Genomic DNA, 12,600 nt, shown 5'->3' with positions numbered 1-12,600 from the left:
GGTCACTCGTCCTTGAAGTCGAACGGCTGCTTGGGCTGCTTGGGCGGGTTGAGAACGTCGGCGAACTCCTTGCGGAACTGCGCCCAGAACGCGACCAGTTCGGCGCCGGCCGCGGCCTGGTGCTCGCTGGCGCGCTTGAGCCGCTTGGACACCCGCCGTGCCCGCATCCGGATGTCGACGCCGAACAGCAGCGGGTTGCCGCGCGCGGTCGCCACGAGCGCCTGGTAGACCTCCTCGGCGCCCATGTCGAACTCGATCGCCAGGTCACGGCAGATCCGGCGCCCGGCCTGCGAGTACTCCGTGATCGACTTCGCGCCCGTGAACGGGATGTCGGCCAGCTCGGGAATCCTGGACTTGCCGCTCACCGGCGTCCCTCCTCGTCGTCCTGGTCGTCGATGACGTCGCCCTCGCGGGCGCCGTGGTAGCCGAGCCGGTACCGGTCGGCGATGCGCAGGCCGAGCCTGCGCGCCCATCCCGGGGAGATGCCGAACCGCGCGCCCAGCAGGGCCAGCGGCGCCGCGGCGGCCGTACGGGCGACCGTCCAGGCGACGAGCCACAGGCCGCGCAGGACGGCGCGCAGACGAGCCCACAGCGACGGGTCGGGGCCGACCGGCCGCGGCGGGGTGTGGGACATCGTCATCGGCGCCGCCTCCAGACGATCCGCGGGATCGGCGTGGAGACGCCGAGCCAGAAGCCGAACCCGACCAGCGCCACCACGGCGGCGACGGGTACGGGAGCGGTCAGGACGAGGTGCAGCAGCACGTACAGCGCGGCGCCCACGACGCCCGCGGACAGCACGTCATCGATCCAGGAGGTACGGCGTACTCGCCGCGTACTCCGACGTCGGGTCATGATGGTGGTTCCTCTCAAGGGAGGACCGGGCCCCGGGCGTGCCCTAGGAAGCTGACCGGGGCCCGGCCGCGTTTACCGAGGTGACGAGGCGAGTACGGCCATGTACTCGCGTACTCGCCGGGCGCGCTTCTGGCCGACGTTCAGGCTGTCCTTGACGCTCCGGTAGGTGGGCACGCGGCCCGCCTCGATGTCGTCGCGGAACAGCTCGACCGCGCGCTCGATCACGTCGCCGGGTACGCCGGGTACGGGCGACGTCGGGTCGGGTGCGGCCTCGTCCTCGCGCTCGTCCTCGTCGGCCTGGTCGCCCGCGGGGAGCTGCGGGAGCGGCCACCACGCGAGCGCCGGCGGCTCGGGCTCGGGCTCGACGTCGTCCCACAGCGCGTACCCGTCCGGGAGCGCCTCGGCCTCGGCGACCGGGAGCACGTCCGGGGCGTCCTGGTTGCCGCTCGGACGGCCGAGCGCCAGCAGGGCGAACGAGGCTACGACCATGAGCCCGTCGACCGCGAGAGGCCCGATGCGCGACGTCAGGACGTCCTCGCCGTAGGCGTCGAGCAGGGCCGCCATGTGGCGATAGGAGACGAGGGCGGCGACCAGGGCGACGACGGCCGTCCCGCCGTACCGAGCGAACGCCCAGCCGAGCGAACGCGGCCACGGCACCCGAGCGAGGATCTCGACGACCAGGAGCAGGGCGAGGGGGTAGAACGCGGCGGCGAGCTGCGCGCCGAGCGGCGGGCGGCCGGACGCCCCGGGGACGTAGTAGGTGTGCGCGACGTTCGCCGCGACGGAGACGACGACGCCGAGCAGGAACGCGGCCGTCGCCCAGACCCTCGCGCGCGTCATCGGTTAGCCTCCGCCGCACGCAGGACCAAGCCCACCACGACGGCGACGGTCTCGGGCTCCCAGCCGGTGAGCCAGTCGACGATCAGGCGATCCCAGGCGCCCAGCTCGACGCCGGCGGCCTCGCACGCCGTGAGCAACTGCTCGGAGTTGAACTGACCGAACGTGGCGGGCCGGTCGGGCGCCGCGGCGTAGGTATCGCGGACGGCGGCGGCGGCCTGGCACACGTCCTCGTACGGGCCGACGTCGGCCGGTAGGTTCTTCATGGGTCGGAACTCGCTTTCCGATCAAGGCCCCGGCCGGTGTTCGTAGCACCGCGTCCGGGGCCGCCTTGTTGGGCGGCTGTGTGCGGTGAGTGACCGCACGGCCTTGATCGGGCGGGTCTCGCCCCTGTTGCATTCGGCGTTGCAGTTCGGCGCGTATCGGCGAGGTTCGCGAAAGTGCGTCTAATGGCTCTGACCTGCGGGAACGAACCTCGGAGACACTCGCCGTACCCCTGTCAAGGGCTCTCGTAATGAATAGGTCGTCGGTTCGATTCCGACAGGCGGCTCGCACGTCAAAGGCCCCTTCCGATCTTCGGAAGGGGCCTTTTGCTAACAGCCTCGCTAGCGGAGCCCGCTCTGCGGGCCGGGAGGTTCCGGCTGTTGGCCGCGCCTATGGCCGGTCGCGTTGCAGGCTCTCTCCCGTCGGGGCGTGGTCAGTCTTCGCGTGACCAGGCGAGGGTGATCCGGAGCTCGCGGAAGCGCCAGCCGGACGGTGTCCGGACCGCGGTGCAACCCAGCCGCAGGCCGCTCGACCGGAAGGGTGGCCGGCCGTCGCGGTAGAAGTACACAAGGGAGTTCGCCGAGGCGGCCGCCTGGTCGCCGCTGACGTCCACCAGCAGGTCGGTCGTCACGTGCTGAGTACGGTCGCCTTCGACCTCGGCTTCCCGCAAGTAGCCGACGACCTCATCGAGGCCGTGCAGGCGGCCGCCTCGCGGCGAGCGCACCGTCACGTCGTCGGCGTAGACGGTGCCCGCGTCCTCGAACCGTTTCTCGTCGAGCATGCGGGCGAACCGGGAGAACAGGTCGGCGATCTCCAGGCGGTCGGCGATCAGTACGTCCGTAGGCATGACATCCTCGATTCAGTTGGCATGACCAACGTTGGTCCTGCCAACCATAGCGTGCGTTTGTTGGCCTGGCCAACGATTAGTCGCGAGCCTCCTCCTGGGGGCTGGCGCTAGGGTGCTTCGGGAGGTGCTTCATGTCGCATCCCGAGTTGCAGTCACCTCGGACGAGCTCTAGCCAGTGGCCCCACTCGTCGGCGACGCGGGAGGTCCTGTTCGTCTACGGGACGCTTCAGTTCCCTGAGGTGCTGCTCGCTCTCATCGGTCGCGTTCCCGAACTGGAAGAGGCCGCCGCTGAGGGCTGGCGAGCCGCCACTGTTCCGGGGCATGTGTACCCGGCGCTCGTTCGCGACAGGGTCACTGTGCCGGGGTACCTGCTCACCGGTCTCAGCTCGGACGAGTGGCGGCTCCTGGACGCCTTCGAGGGCCCCATGTACGAGCTGCTCCGTCTGGAGCTGGTCGATGGCCGCTACGGCTATACCTACGCGTGCAGAAGCGGTGTCGAAGTGGGCGAGGGTGTCTGGTCCGCCGAGGACTTCAGGGAGCATCACCTTCGGGCCTACGTCGAGCAGTGCGCGGCGTGGCGCTGGCATTACGACGTCGGCGAGCGAGTCGGCTCCGATCCCCGGGTCTGCCCCCAAGCATTCCCTGAACGGTGACCGTGGCACTCTTGCGGACGGGGTCGGGCGCCGCGAAGTAGTCGGAGATAGCCGTCAGATATCGGACGTCCACATAGTCGGACGGGCCCGCCGTCGCGGCGTAGTCGCTGTAAGTGCCGCCCTGGACGGCCACGCGCCACTGTCCGTCGTGGTAGGCCTTGCCCGGGACGGTGAAGCGGCCCTTTTCGTCCGTGGACATGTAGCCCCAGGTCTTCTTGTCGGCGGGCGGCGGTGGACGCGGAAAGGGCGATGAGCGGTCTGCGTAAGGACGTCTCCTGGAAGCGGGTGCTCTAGGAGTGACGTTCATGGTGATGGGGCGGTTGGCCCATTCCGGGAACGTTGATCATCGCGATCGGGGCGCGGCGTCCGGCCGGTGCGCCTGGTCTTCTGCGCTGTTGGCGTCGTGGTGGAAACGGCGCGAACGAGCATCCTGGCCCGGTCAGCGCCGATGTCCAGGTTCGGGCAGCCAGGGGCTCGATGGTTCCTTCGCTGCGAGACTTCGTGTTGGGTCTCACGGTCGTTGAGTGCCTCTGGGCTTGGGATGGAGATAGCGATTTTCACCTACGAGTTCGCCACTATCGAGTGGTTGTGGGACCTGGGGAACATCCAAGTCAACCTGCCGGGCGGTCACGAACAGACATATAGCGGCTCCTACAACGAGGTGGTGTCGTTGCTCTCCGAGCTCGGACGTCAGGGGTGGGACGTGGCCGCGTGCACCAGCTCAGGGAACTGGCTCTTCTGGACGCTTCGACGGCAGCGGTGACCCTCCTACGGGTCAGTAGTAGCGTTCGGCTACCCAGGTGTCGCGGAAGATGCTGCCCAGGTACTTCTCGCCGGAGTCGGGGGAGATGGCGGCGATGCGGGCGCCCTCGTCGAGGGAGCCGCAGACGCGGCGGGCGGCGGCGAGGACGGAGCCGGTGGAGCCGCCGATCAGGAGGCCGTGCCTGCGGGCCATGTAGCGGCACTCGCGGACGGCGTCGCGCTCGTCCACCAGGAGGCGGTGGAAGTCGTCGCTGTCCTGGATCTCCTGGAAGAGCTCGGGACGCCGGCTGGTGCCGATGCCGGGGATGTAGCGGGGACGGGGGCTCTCGCCGAAGGTCACCGAGCCGACGGTGTCGACCGCGAACACCTCGGTGGGGGCGTTGATCGACCGGATGTGGTCGAGGCAGCCGCGCAGGGTGCCGGACGTGCCGACGCCGACGAAGAGCGCGTCGACGTGGCCGAGCTCCTTGAAGATGGCGGGGGCCGTGGTGCGCTGGTGGCCGAGCGGGTTGGCGGGGTTGCCGTACTGGTTCGGCCAGACGAGGTGGGGCGTCGCGGCGAGCGCCCGCTTGATGTGGTCGATGCGGGAGCCGAGGTAGCCGCCGCTGTCGTCGGTGGTGGTCACGATCTCGACGGTGGCGCCGAACGCGCGCATCAGCGCGACGGCCTCGGGGGTGGCGTTGGGGTCGGCGACGATCGTGAGGTCGTAGCCGCGGGCGGCGCAGACGACGGCGAGGGCGACGCCCAGGTTGCCGGACGACGACTCGATCACCCGGATGCCGGGACGGAGGGCGCCGGACGCCTCCAGGTCGTCGATCAGGGCCAGCGCGGTCTTCATCTTGATCGAGCCGGCCGGGTTCATGGATTCGAGCTTGAGGAAGACCTCGCGGCCCGGGGCCAGGTCGGGGAGCGCGAGGAAGATGTCGTCCAGGATCAGTTCGGTGCTGCCTCGGAAGATCACGGTCACCTCGGGGACGGTCCGCCGGCGGCTTCGAGGCCGCCGGGCGAGTGGAGCACCGACCAGATGACGTAGACGGCGAAGGCGAGCAGGCACGTCCCGGCGAGGATCTCCACGGTCAGGCTCGCGCGGCGGCTGGAGAGGTACCGTCGCGCCTTGCCGGCCAGGAGGGCGACGCAGCTCAGGAACACGATGCCCATGGAGGCCTGGATCAGGCCGAGCGATCCTCCGTCCCAGGGGCCGGCCCTGCCTTGGAAGAGTCCCGGCATGACCGACAGGTAGAAGACGCCGATCTTCGGGTTGAGCAGGTTGGTCAGCAGGCCGGTGACGTAGGCGTTGCGCATGCTCCCGGAGTCGGCAGGGGCCTCGTCGGCGGCGTCGAGCGGGGTCGCGCCGCCGTCCGCCGCCGACTTGAAGCAGCCGTAGGCGAGGTACATCAGGTACAGCGCGCCGAGCAGGGCGAGGGCGGTGTAGATCGACTTGTTGCGCGCGATGACCAGGGCCACGCCGATGCCGGAGAACACTCCCCAGAGGACGGGCCCGGTGACCACGCCGACCGCGGTCATCAGGCCCGTCCGGGTGCCGAGCGCGCGGCTGGTGCGGAAGACCAGGATGGTGTCGGCGCCGGGCATCAGGACCACCGCGAACGCCAGCCCGGAGAAGACCAGGTAGGGGTTTCCGCTGGAGATCGCCGACACCTCCTAGGTCGGACGCGCGGTCAGCGCCGGCCGCCGGGCACCGGACGGGCGACGACGAGTTCGCAGTAGCGGCGGACACGGTCGCACACCCGCTGCATGCCGGCCATCATGGCGTGGTCGCCGCCCTCGACGCGCTCGAAGCCGGCTCCGGACAGCTCCGCGGCGCGCTCGGATATGGCCGGTGCCTGCACGGCGTCCTTGGATCCGGCCAGGTAGAGGCCGGTGTGCTCGGACTCGACGAAGCCGTGGAGCGTGCGTCCCCGCTTCATGGCCAGGCACTGCGCCGCGTAGCCGACGAGCCGCTCCGGTGTGGAGTAAGGGAACTGTAGCGCCGGGTCACCCCCTTCTGTGGCGGCGGTGGCCGCCGAATTCAGCATGGCCGAAACACCTTGGACGGTCTCGGGACGGGTGGAGAGCACGTGGAACAGCGGCTCCACGGTGTTCTCCCAGTCCGAGGACGGCCCGTCCGCGCCGAGGTTGAAGGCGCCGTTGACGCAGCAGTGCCCGTGGACGCGGAACGCCTCGTCCCGGGACAGGCGGTAGAGGATCTCCGTTCCGGAGCACCAGGAGACGCCGGTGAACTCCGTGATGCGGAGGCGGTGCAGGATGCCGGCCACCTCGGCCGTCTGCTCGTCCACCGTGAGGAATCGCGGGGTGCCGTGGGGCTCGTCGCCCTCGGTGAGCGACGTCTGCCAGCACACGACGGAGAACGCGCCGGCGAGCGTCCCGACCAACCGGTCGAAGACGGCGTGGGGGACGCCCACCGCGTTGCAGATGACGATCCATGGGCGTTCCGGGCCGGCCGATTCGACGCGTACGGACAGCGACGTCCTATCCAACCGTCATCCCTCCTCGGGCCGCGGCCTGGACGAGCCGCGCGGGACGGCCCGGATGGCGGAACAGGCTCGTGGTGCGGTGGCGCGACGGCGGCTCGACCCGGTCGGGATCGTCGTAGTCGGCGAGGTGCACGTATCCGGCCGATCCCATCATCGCGACGGACGCCGCGTTCGCCGCGTCGCAGTCGATGTAGATGTCGGGTCCCGTCCCGACGATCTCCCGGAGCCTGTTCAGCAGCGTCCGGGACCACCCCGCCCGCCGCCAGGCCGACGTCACCATGACCTCCTCGACGTAGATCCCTTCGAGGCGGAGGAACGCGCCGGCGATGGGGAGGAGCGGACCGAAACGCGAGTAGAGCAGGGCGGCGCCGAGCACCCCGTCCTGGACGGCCCAGATGCAGCGCACGGCGCCCTGGTCGAGCCGGGACAGGTAGTCCGCGGCCCGGTCGGCGGGAAGGAAGTCGTGCTCGGCGCCGCCGGCCTCCCGGAGGAGGCCGGCGAGCTGCCCGGTGTCGAGAGCCGCCCCGGCGTCCTGGTGGATGGTGGCCATGGCCGCTAGCGGGCGGATTCCTGGATCTTCCGCGCCAGGTCCCGGACCGTCGACAACCGGGTGATGCCCAGCGAGAAGACGTCCGGATACACCGACTCCGAGATCTTCACCAGGATGTCGATCATCTTGAGCGAGTCGCCGCCGATCAGGGAGAACTCGTCCACGGCACCGATCGGCGCGACCCCGAGCACGGACTCCCAGATCTTGGCGAGCTCCTCCTCCGCGGGTCCGTCCGGCGCCTCGAACTCGGTGGCGGTGACGGTCGGCAGGCCCCGGGGGAAGACGAGGGCGGAGGTGTCCTTCTTGCCGCTCGGCAGCGTCTTGAACTCGGTGACGAAGACGTACATCGGCGGCACCATCACCGGAGGCAGCAGCCCGCGCAGGTAGTTGATGTACTCGCTCGCCGGCGGCGCGTCGCCGTGCGCCTTGACGAACGCGACCAGGACGGGGACGTCGCCCGCCCGGGTGGCCTGCACCGTGCAGTCGGCGACCGTCTCGTGCCGCAGCAGGACCGCCTCGATCTCCCCGGTCTCGATCCGGACGCCGTTGATCTTGACTTGGGTGTCCATTCTTCCTCCGATGTAGAAGTTCCCGTCCGGCCCCAGGTACGCCAGGTCGCCCGTGGCGTAGGTGCGCGCGCCGCCGCCGTCCGCACCGAACTTCGCGGCGGTCGCGGAGGCGTCGCCCTCGTAGCCCAGCCCGACGTGGACGCCGGCGACGACGAGCTCGCCCCTGGCCCCCGAGGCCGTGACGTCGGCGCCCGAGGAGTCCCGGATCGTCAGCTCGTTACCGGGGATCGCGCGCCCGATCGGGATCGGGTCGGTGACCGGGGGACCGGTGACGTGGTGGTAGGCGACGTCGATCGCCGCCTCGGCGGGACCGTAGAAGTTGAACAGGCGCGCACTCGTGGACGTGAGGATCCGCTCGGCGAGCCCGGCCTTCAGCGGCTCGCCCGCGGAGACCACCACCCGCAGATCGGTCGCCTCCGCCGTCCGTTCGAGCACCGAGAAAACCCGCTGGAGCAGGGACGGGACGCACACGAACCCGTGGATCGACTTCCTGGCGAGCGTCGCGGCGAGGTACCGGGCGTCCGTCGCGCGATCCTCGTCGGCCAGGACCAGGGTGACGCCCTGGGTGAAGGCCCAGAAGAACTCCAGCAGCCACGCGTCGAACGTCCGCGCCGACTTCATCAGGACGCGCGACCCCTCCGGCAGCGGGCAGACGTCCTGCATGAACACCAGGTGATTGAGCAGGCCCGCGTGGGTGTTGACGGTCGCCTTCGGGACGCCGGTGGTGCCCGAGGTGAAGATGACGTAGGCGGGCGCGCCGGGATCGTCCGGCTCCGTCTCCCAGCCGTCCGGCGCGACCGGCCGCCGCGCCGTGTCGGGGCGGGCGAGGTCGACGGTGGCGGGGGAGCCGTCCGCCGTCGCGGCCCACGTCGCGGCCGCCCCGTCCGGACGGTCGGTGACCACCACCTCGGGCCGCACCGTGGACAGCATCGCGGCGGTCCGCGCCTGCGGCTGCGTCCGGTCGAGCGCGAGCAGCGTCCCGCCGCTGCCGAGGACCGCGAGGACCGCGGCGCAGAAGTCCAGGCTGTTCGGCAGATCGACCGCGACCGCGGGACGCGGCGAGGCGTACAGCGGCCGCAGGACCCCGGCGATCTCCCCGGCGCGCCGGCTCAGGTCGGCGTAGGTCCAGGTCGCGCCGTCCGGCTGCTCCACCGCCACCGCCCGCGGCCGGGCCGCGCACCGGGCCGCGACGAGCCCGGTGACCGTGCCGGCGTCACCGCGCATCGGGCGTCAGCTGCGGGTCGAGCGTGGCGTCGCCGTACTTCGCGAAGTACGGCTCGTAGTCGGTGAACAGCTCCGAGAACGACACCGAGATCAGCCGCTGGCTGCCCTCGAACGTCTTCCTGGCGTGCGAGGTCAGCAGGTTGTCGAGCATCAGGTAGTCGCCCGCCTGCCAGTCGAAGCTCAGCTCGGCCTCCTCGTACGCCGCGAAGATCTCGTGGATGGTCTCGTCCGGGATGACCGTCCCGTCGCCGTAGAAGGCGTTGCGCGGCAGCTGCCAGTCGTTGAACTGGCGCATGAGCGGCTTGAGGCGGTCGTCGAGCGACGCCTTGTGGAAGAGATGGGCCTGGTTGAACCAGACGTCCTCGCCGGTCTTCGGGTGCTGGAGGATCGCGTGCCGCACCTGCCGGGTCTGGAGGATGAGGTTGCCCTCGTCGTACCAGCGGTAGGCGATATGGCCGTCCCGCATGAACTTCTCGGCCTCCTCCCGCGAATCGGTGTCGAAGGTCTCCTGCCAGGGGACGCCCATCCCGTCGTAGTAATTGCGGGTGTACAGAATTCCCTTCGCGGCGAAGTTGTTTCGCGTCTCCTCGCTCAGATTCGCCAGCACCCTGCGCGTGTCGCAGATGGGAGTGCGGCCGCCTTTGGTGGCGGTCCTGATGCACGCGAACCAGATGTTCAGCGGGAACTCGTGCCCGAACGAGTTCGCATTGTGGAACGGGATGACCTGGTCGGCCGGGTAGGTGGTCGACGAGTACACCTTGTCGCCGAGTTTGTCGCGCGGGGACGACTGTTCGGTGTAGTCGAGCAGCGGGCTGGGGAAGCTGCCGCAGAAGTCGTGGAAGACGTCGACGTCGGCCGTGCCGGGGAAGCCGCGGAACAGCACCCCGCCGGTCTCCAGGACCAGCGCGCGCACGGCGTCGACGTTGCCGCGCACCCAGGTGACGATGTCGGTGCCGGGGTCCTTCGGGGTGATGAGGGCGGGCAGCCGCGAGTCCTCGAAGACCTGGGTGACGTTGACGTCCGGGAGGTCGGTCATCGTTGGTTCCCTCCTTGCCGGGGCATCCGACACGGGTCGGATCGTCGTGCGGACGAGTCGCGGGGCATGCCGGACCAATGCCGGCTGATGGCGGTGAAGCGCGCTGGAACGGCCGTGCGGAGAGACGGGCGGATAGAGGGAGCGCGGACGTGGATGGAGGCGGCCGTCCGCCTGGAAAGTCGAGGCGCACCGGTGAGATCGCTGCGCTGGTCGTATGGTTAACCGGTCCAAGTTTTTATGTCAAGGGTCGTGTGCTGCGGACGGTCCCAAAGCAGATAAGGGGCGCGCTGGTATACGCGGAGAGTGAGGCCGCCCGGACGCACCGGGAACGCAGAACATGATCTTGTTCTGTTCTGTTCTCGCAGAAACGGGCACGATCTCTTGGCAGATATTGCTCATCCCGCTAATGATCCAGGAGTTACCGGAGAGAAAGCTGCGAGAGACCGCCTTTTCGGCGTGCCGCGGCCATGACCGGGCGGCCAGGCTGGTCCGGCCCCGGCGACGTCGGCGTGGCGGCGTGACCGCTTCGCCGTCTTCGCGGCCTGACCCGTCGTGATCGAGAAAGCAAGCCACGCGCGGCGTTTGGCCGCTCGTGGCCGCCACGCGCCAGGAGCTCTCCAGAGGAGGAAAAGCAGTGGCGCGACATGGCGCCGCCGCACGATGCTTGCCACGCGGGCGGCTCCGCGTCGATGTGGTCGATCCTTGTGAGGTGAGCCTCTTGGTCCCTGAAGGATTCATCCGGGCAATGGACATCTTCGAGACCGTCCTCGCCGCGACGCCTTCGGACCGATGGCTCTCGCCCTCTCCCTGCGAAGGCTGGTGTGCGATCGACGTGGCGGGTCATGTCATCGCGGGGCTGGTCGTCATCGAGGCCCGAGCCTCCGGCCGGCCGCTCCCCGAGGCCGATCCCGACTGGCGGGAGGCCGCCGGTGAGGACCCGGTGGCCACCTGGCGAGCGCTTCGCGCCGACGTGATGGACGCGCTCACACCCGAAGCCCTGGACCGCCGGATCCAACTCGCCTTCGGGCTGGAACTGACGATGCGGGAATGGCTGGAGGGCTATCCGCTGGAGTTGCTGGTGCACGCGTGGGACCTGGCACAGGCCACGGGACAGTCCGTGGTCTTCGATCCGGACCTGGTCGAACCAGCCCTGGAGAGGGCCAAGACCTTCGCGCCCCAAGGACGCGAAGCGGGGATGCTCAAGCCCGAACGCCCCGTAGCCGAAGACGCCGACGACCAGACACGCCTACTGGCACTACTAGGCCGCACCCCATGAGGAAGTGACGGCCCATCAACCGTCACCGCCCCGGACTAAGCCATCCAACGACTCCCCAGAGAACGACGGCCCGCGCGACCCGCGAGCCACGCAAAGGCGCAACAGCCTGCAACCGCTCCGCCGACGCACGCTACGGCGCCGTGGGGAGCCCGTCGCGTCCCCGCAGCCACGACGAAGTTCGCGCGCATGGCGCAGCGCAATGGGCCACGCGGCCAGGGCAAGTCAAGACTCGCAGGTGCGTGGTGCAGCGCGCTGGGCCCCGCGATCAGCGCACCACGGAACTCGCGCGCGCGGCGCGACGCGGCGCGACGCGACGCGAGGCGATGAGGTTCGCGGTTAGCGCAAGTCGGGACTCGCGGGCGCCCGGTGAGGCGATGAGGTTCGCGGTTAGCGCAAGTCGGCACTCGAAGGCGCGCGGTGAGGCGCGCTGGGGTTCGCGGTCAGGGCAAGTCGGGACTCGCGGGCGCGCGGTGAGGCGCGATGAGGTTCGCGGTTAGAACAAGTCGGCACTTGCGGGCGCGCGGTGAGGCGCGGTGGGGTTCGCGGTCAGGGCAAGTCGGGACTCGCGGGTGCCCGGTGAGGCGCGGTGGGGTTCGCGGTCAGGGCAAGTCGGGACTCGCAGGTGCGTGGTGAGCGCCACATGCGGTATCTCCACACGACCGCGACGGGCCGCTTTCTCGTGCTCACCCCGCTTGAGACGCCGGGCAGCGCTCCGGTCCGCAGCGCGATGCAGGCGTTGCCGTTCAGGCACGACGGGGTTGGCTGTCGGTTCGCCGACGCGTCGCGTGGTGCACGGGGCTTGGGTTGCCCTTGGGGTGGCCGGATCAGGACACGGGGGTTAGGTCCGGGGTGGTGGCGAGGTGGGTGGCGAGGACCTTGAGGTGGGTCTCGCGGGCCTCGGCGTGGCGGTGGCGGCCGTCCTCGGTGATCTCGACGAACACGCCGCGGCGGTCGGACTCGCACAGGCCGCGCTTGACGAGGCCGCCCTTCTCCAGGCGGGCGACCGTGCGGGACAGGGCGCTCTGGCTGAGGTACATGTCCGCCGCGATCTCCTGCATGCGGCGCTTCTCACAGTCGGCGTCGACGATGCGGTCGAGCGTCTCGAACTCGCTCATGCTCAGGCCGTGGGACTCCTGCAACGCGCGATCGAGATCGCAGGCGACGGTGTTGTAGCAGGTCAGCAGTGACCTCCAACGACCCACCAGAGCGGCGTTCGACTCCATGCCGCGCATCCTAGC

General features: G+C 69.9%; 15 protein-coding genes. 2 read left to right on the top strand and 13 right to left on the bottom strand.

Going from position 1 to position 12,600, the window contains the following annotated elements:
* Positions 1 to 2: 2 nt before the first annotated feature.
* The 6 genes from E1300_RS03010 to E1300_RS02985 form a co-directional block, all read right to left on the bottom strand.
* Positions 3 to 365 (bottom strand): TraA-like protein, encoded by a 363-nt coding sequence (locus E1300_RS03010; RefSeq protein WP_131755300.1) that lies wholly within the window; start codon positions 363 to 365, stop codon positions 3 to 5.
* A complete protein-coding gene (locus tag E1300_RS03005) occupies positions 362 to 640 on the bottom strand; it encodes a hypothetical protein (protein ID WP_131755299.1) in 279 nt (92 codons plus the stop codon). The genes E1300_RS03010 and E1300_RS03005 overlap by 4 nt, the downstream gene beginning before the upstream one ends.
* Positions 637 to 852 (bottom strand): hypothetical protein, encoded by a 216-nt coding sequence (locus tag E1300_RS03000; RefSeq protein WP_131755298.1) that lies wholly within the window; start codon positions 850 to 852, stop codon positions 637 to 639. The genes E1300_RS03005 and E1300_RS03000 overlap by 4 nt, the downstream gene beginning before the upstream one ends.
* A 72-nt stretch (positions 853 to 924) precedes the next feature.
* Positions 925 to 1,692 carry a DUF2637 domain-containing protein gene (locus E1300_RS02995; RefSeq protein ID WP_131755297.1) on the bottom strand — a complete coding sequence of 256 codons (768 nt, stop codon included), beginning with the start codon at positions 1,690 to 1,692 and terminating at the stop codon, positions 925 to 927.
* Positions 1,689 to 1,955: a hypothetical protein gene (locus E1300_RS02990; RefSeq protein ID WP_131755296.1), complete on the bottom strand. Its 267-nt coding sequence runs from the start codon at positions 1,953 to 1,955 to the stop codon at positions 1,689 to 1,691. Before E1300_RS02990 ends, E1300_RS02995 begins: the two co-directional genes overlap by 4 nt.
* Before the next feature lie 431 nt (positions 1,956 to 2,386).
* Entirely contained in the window at positions 2,387 to 2,800 is a 414-nt protein-coding gene (locus E1300_RS02985) for a nuclear transport factor 2 family protein (protein WP_131755295.1), read from the bottom strand.
* A gap of 131 nt (positions 2,801 to 2,931) precedes the next feature.
* On the opposite strand from E1300_RS02985, the gene E1300_RS02980 reads away from it, so the two are divergent.
* The gene (locus E1300_RS02980) at positions 2,932 to 3,453 is read left to right on the top strand and encodes a gamma-glutamylcyclotransferase family protein (RefSeq protein WP_131755294.1); all 522 of its coding nucleotides are present in this window, start codon (positions 2,932 to 2,934) and stop codon (positions 3,451 to 3,453) included.
* A gap of 775 nt (positions 3,454 to 4,228) precedes the next feature.
* Here the strand turns inward: E1300_RS02980 and sbnA are convergent.
* From sbnA to E1300_RS02945, 6 genes are read right to left on the bottom strand one after another with little or no spacing between them, the layout of a single operon-like run.
* A complete protein-coding gene (sbnA, locus tag E1300_RS02970) occupies positions 4,229 to 5,182 on the bottom strand; it encodes a 2,3-diaminopropionate biosynthesis protein SbnA (RefSeq protein WP_207399441.1) in 954 nt (317 codons plus the stop codon).
* Positions 5,179 to 5,871: a LysE family translocator gene (locus tag E1300_RS02965; RefSeq protein ID WP_131755292.1), complete on the bottom strand. Its 693-nt coding sequence runs from the start codon at positions 5,869 to 5,871 to the stop codon at positions 5,179 to 5,181. The genes sbnA and E1300_RS02965 overlap by 4 nt, the downstream gene beginning before the upstream one ends.
* A gap of 20 nt (positions 5,872 to 5,891) precedes the next feature.
* Positions 5,892 to 6,710, bottom strand: a complete 819-nt coding sequence (locus E1300_RS02960; RefSeq protein ID WP_131755291.1) for an alpha/beta fold hydrolase — start codon at positions 6,708 to 6,710, stop codon at positions 5,892 to 5,894.
* The gene (locus E1300_RS02955; RefSeq protein ID WP_131755290.1) at positions 6,703 to 7,257 is read right to left on the bottom strand and encodes a GNAT family N-acetyltransferase; all 555 of its coding nucleotides are present in this window, start codon (positions 7,255 to 7,257) and stop codon (positions 6,703 to 6,705) included. The genes E1300_RS02960 and E1300_RS02955 overlap by 8 nt, the downstream gene beginning before the upstream one ends.
* Before the next feature lie 5 nt (positions 7,258 to 7,262).
* Positions 7,263 to 9,050: a non-ribosomal peptide synthetase gene (locus tag E1300_RS02950; protein ID WP_131755289.1), complete on the bottom strand. Its 1,788-nt coding sequence runs from the start codon at positions 9,048 to 9,050 to the stop codon at positions 7,263 to 7,265.
* Positions 9,040 to 10,086 carry a TauD/TfdA family dioxygenase gene (locus E1300_RS02945; RefSeq protein ID WP_131755288.1) on the bottom strand — a complete coding sequence of 349 codons (1,047 nt, stop codon included), beginning with the start codon at positions 10,084 to 10,086 and terminating at the stop codon, positions 9,040 to 9,042. Before E1300_RS02945 ends, E1300_RS02950 begins: the two co-directional genes overlap by 11 nt.
* A gap of 745 nt (positions 10,087 to 10,831) precedes the next feature.
* Here E1300_RS02945 and E1300_RS02940 point away from each other — a divergent pair.
* The gene (locus tag E1300_RS02940; protein WP_131755287.1) at positions 10,832 to 11,362 is read left to right on the top strand and encodes a TIGR03086 family metal-binding protein; all 531 of its coding nucleotides are present in this window, start codon (positions 10,832 to 10,834) and stop codon (positions 11,360 to 11,362) included.
* An 824-nt stretch (positions 11,363 to 12,186) separates the two neighbouring features.
* On the opposite strand, the gene E1300_RS02935 is transcribed toward E1300_RS02940, so the two are convergent.
* Positions 12,187 to 12,585 carry a MarR family winged helix-turn-helix transcriptional regulator gene (locus tag E1300_RS02935; protein ID WP_131755286.1) on the bottom strand — a complete coding sequence of 133 codons (399 nt, stop codon included), beginning with the start codon at positions 12,583 to 12,585 and terminating at the stop codon, positions 12,187 to 12,189.
* Between the last annotated feature and the right edge of the window lie 15 nt (positions 12,586 to 12,600).

It is taken from the genome of Actinomadura fibrosa (assembly GCF_900659615.1).
Classification (GTDB): domain Bacteria; phylum Actinomycetota; class Actinomycetes; order Streptosporangiales; family Streptosporangiaceae; genus Spirillospora; species Spirillospora fibrosa.
This window is presented reverse-complemented; position numbering and strand designations above follow the sequence as displayed.

What these genes read in the sequence shown, in the direction of transcription:
- E1300_RS03005 (WP_131755299.1), bottom strand. Translation starts at nt 640, where the DNA reads ATGACGATGTCCCACACCCCGCCGCGGCCGGTCGGCCCCGACCCGTCG.
- E1300_RS03000 (WP_131755298.1), bottom strand. Translation starts at nt 852, where the DNA reads ATGACCCGACGTCGGAGTACGCGGCGAGTACGCCGTACCTCCTGGATC.
- E1300_RS02995 (WP_131755297.1), bottom strand. Translation starts at nt 1,692, where the DNA reads ATGACGCGCGCGAGGGTCTGGGCGACGGCCGCGTTCCTGCTCGGCGTC.
- E1300_RS02990 (WP_131755296.1), bottom strand. Translation starts at nt 1,955, where the DNA reads ATGAAGAACCTACCGGCCGACGTCGGCCCGTACGAGGACGTGTGCCAG.
- E1300_RS02985 (WP_131755295.1), bottom strand. Translation starts at nt 2,800, where the DNA reads ATGCCTACGGACGTACTGATCGCCGACCGCCTGGAGATCGCCGACCTG.
- E1300_RS02980 (WP_131755294.1), top strand. Translation starts at nt 2,932, where the DNA reads ATGTCGCATCCCGAGTTGCAGTCACCTCGGACGAGCTCTAGCCAGTGG.
- E1300_RS02955 (WP_131755290.1), bottom strand. Translation starts at nt 7,257, where the DNA reads ATGGCCACCATCCACCAGGACGCCGGGGCGGCTCTCGACACCGGGCAG.
- E1300_RS02950 (WP_131755289.1), bottom strand. Translation starts at nt 9,050, where the DNA reads ATGCGCGGTGACGCCGGCACGGTCACCGGGCTCGTCGCGGCCCGGTGC.
- E1300_RS02945 (WP_131755288.1), bottom strand. Translation starts at nt 10,086, where the DNA reads ATGACCGACCTCCCGGACGTCAACGTCACCCAGGTCTTCGAGGACTCG.
- E1300_RS02940 (WP_131755287.1), top strand. Translation starts at nt 10,832, where the DNA reads ATGGACATCTTCGAGACCGTCCTCGCCGCGACGCCTTCGGACCGATGG.
- E1300_RS02935 (WP_131755286.1), bottom strand. Translation starts at nt 12,585, where the DNA reads ATGGAGTCGAACGCCGCTCTGGTGGGTCGTTGGAGGTCACTGCTGACC.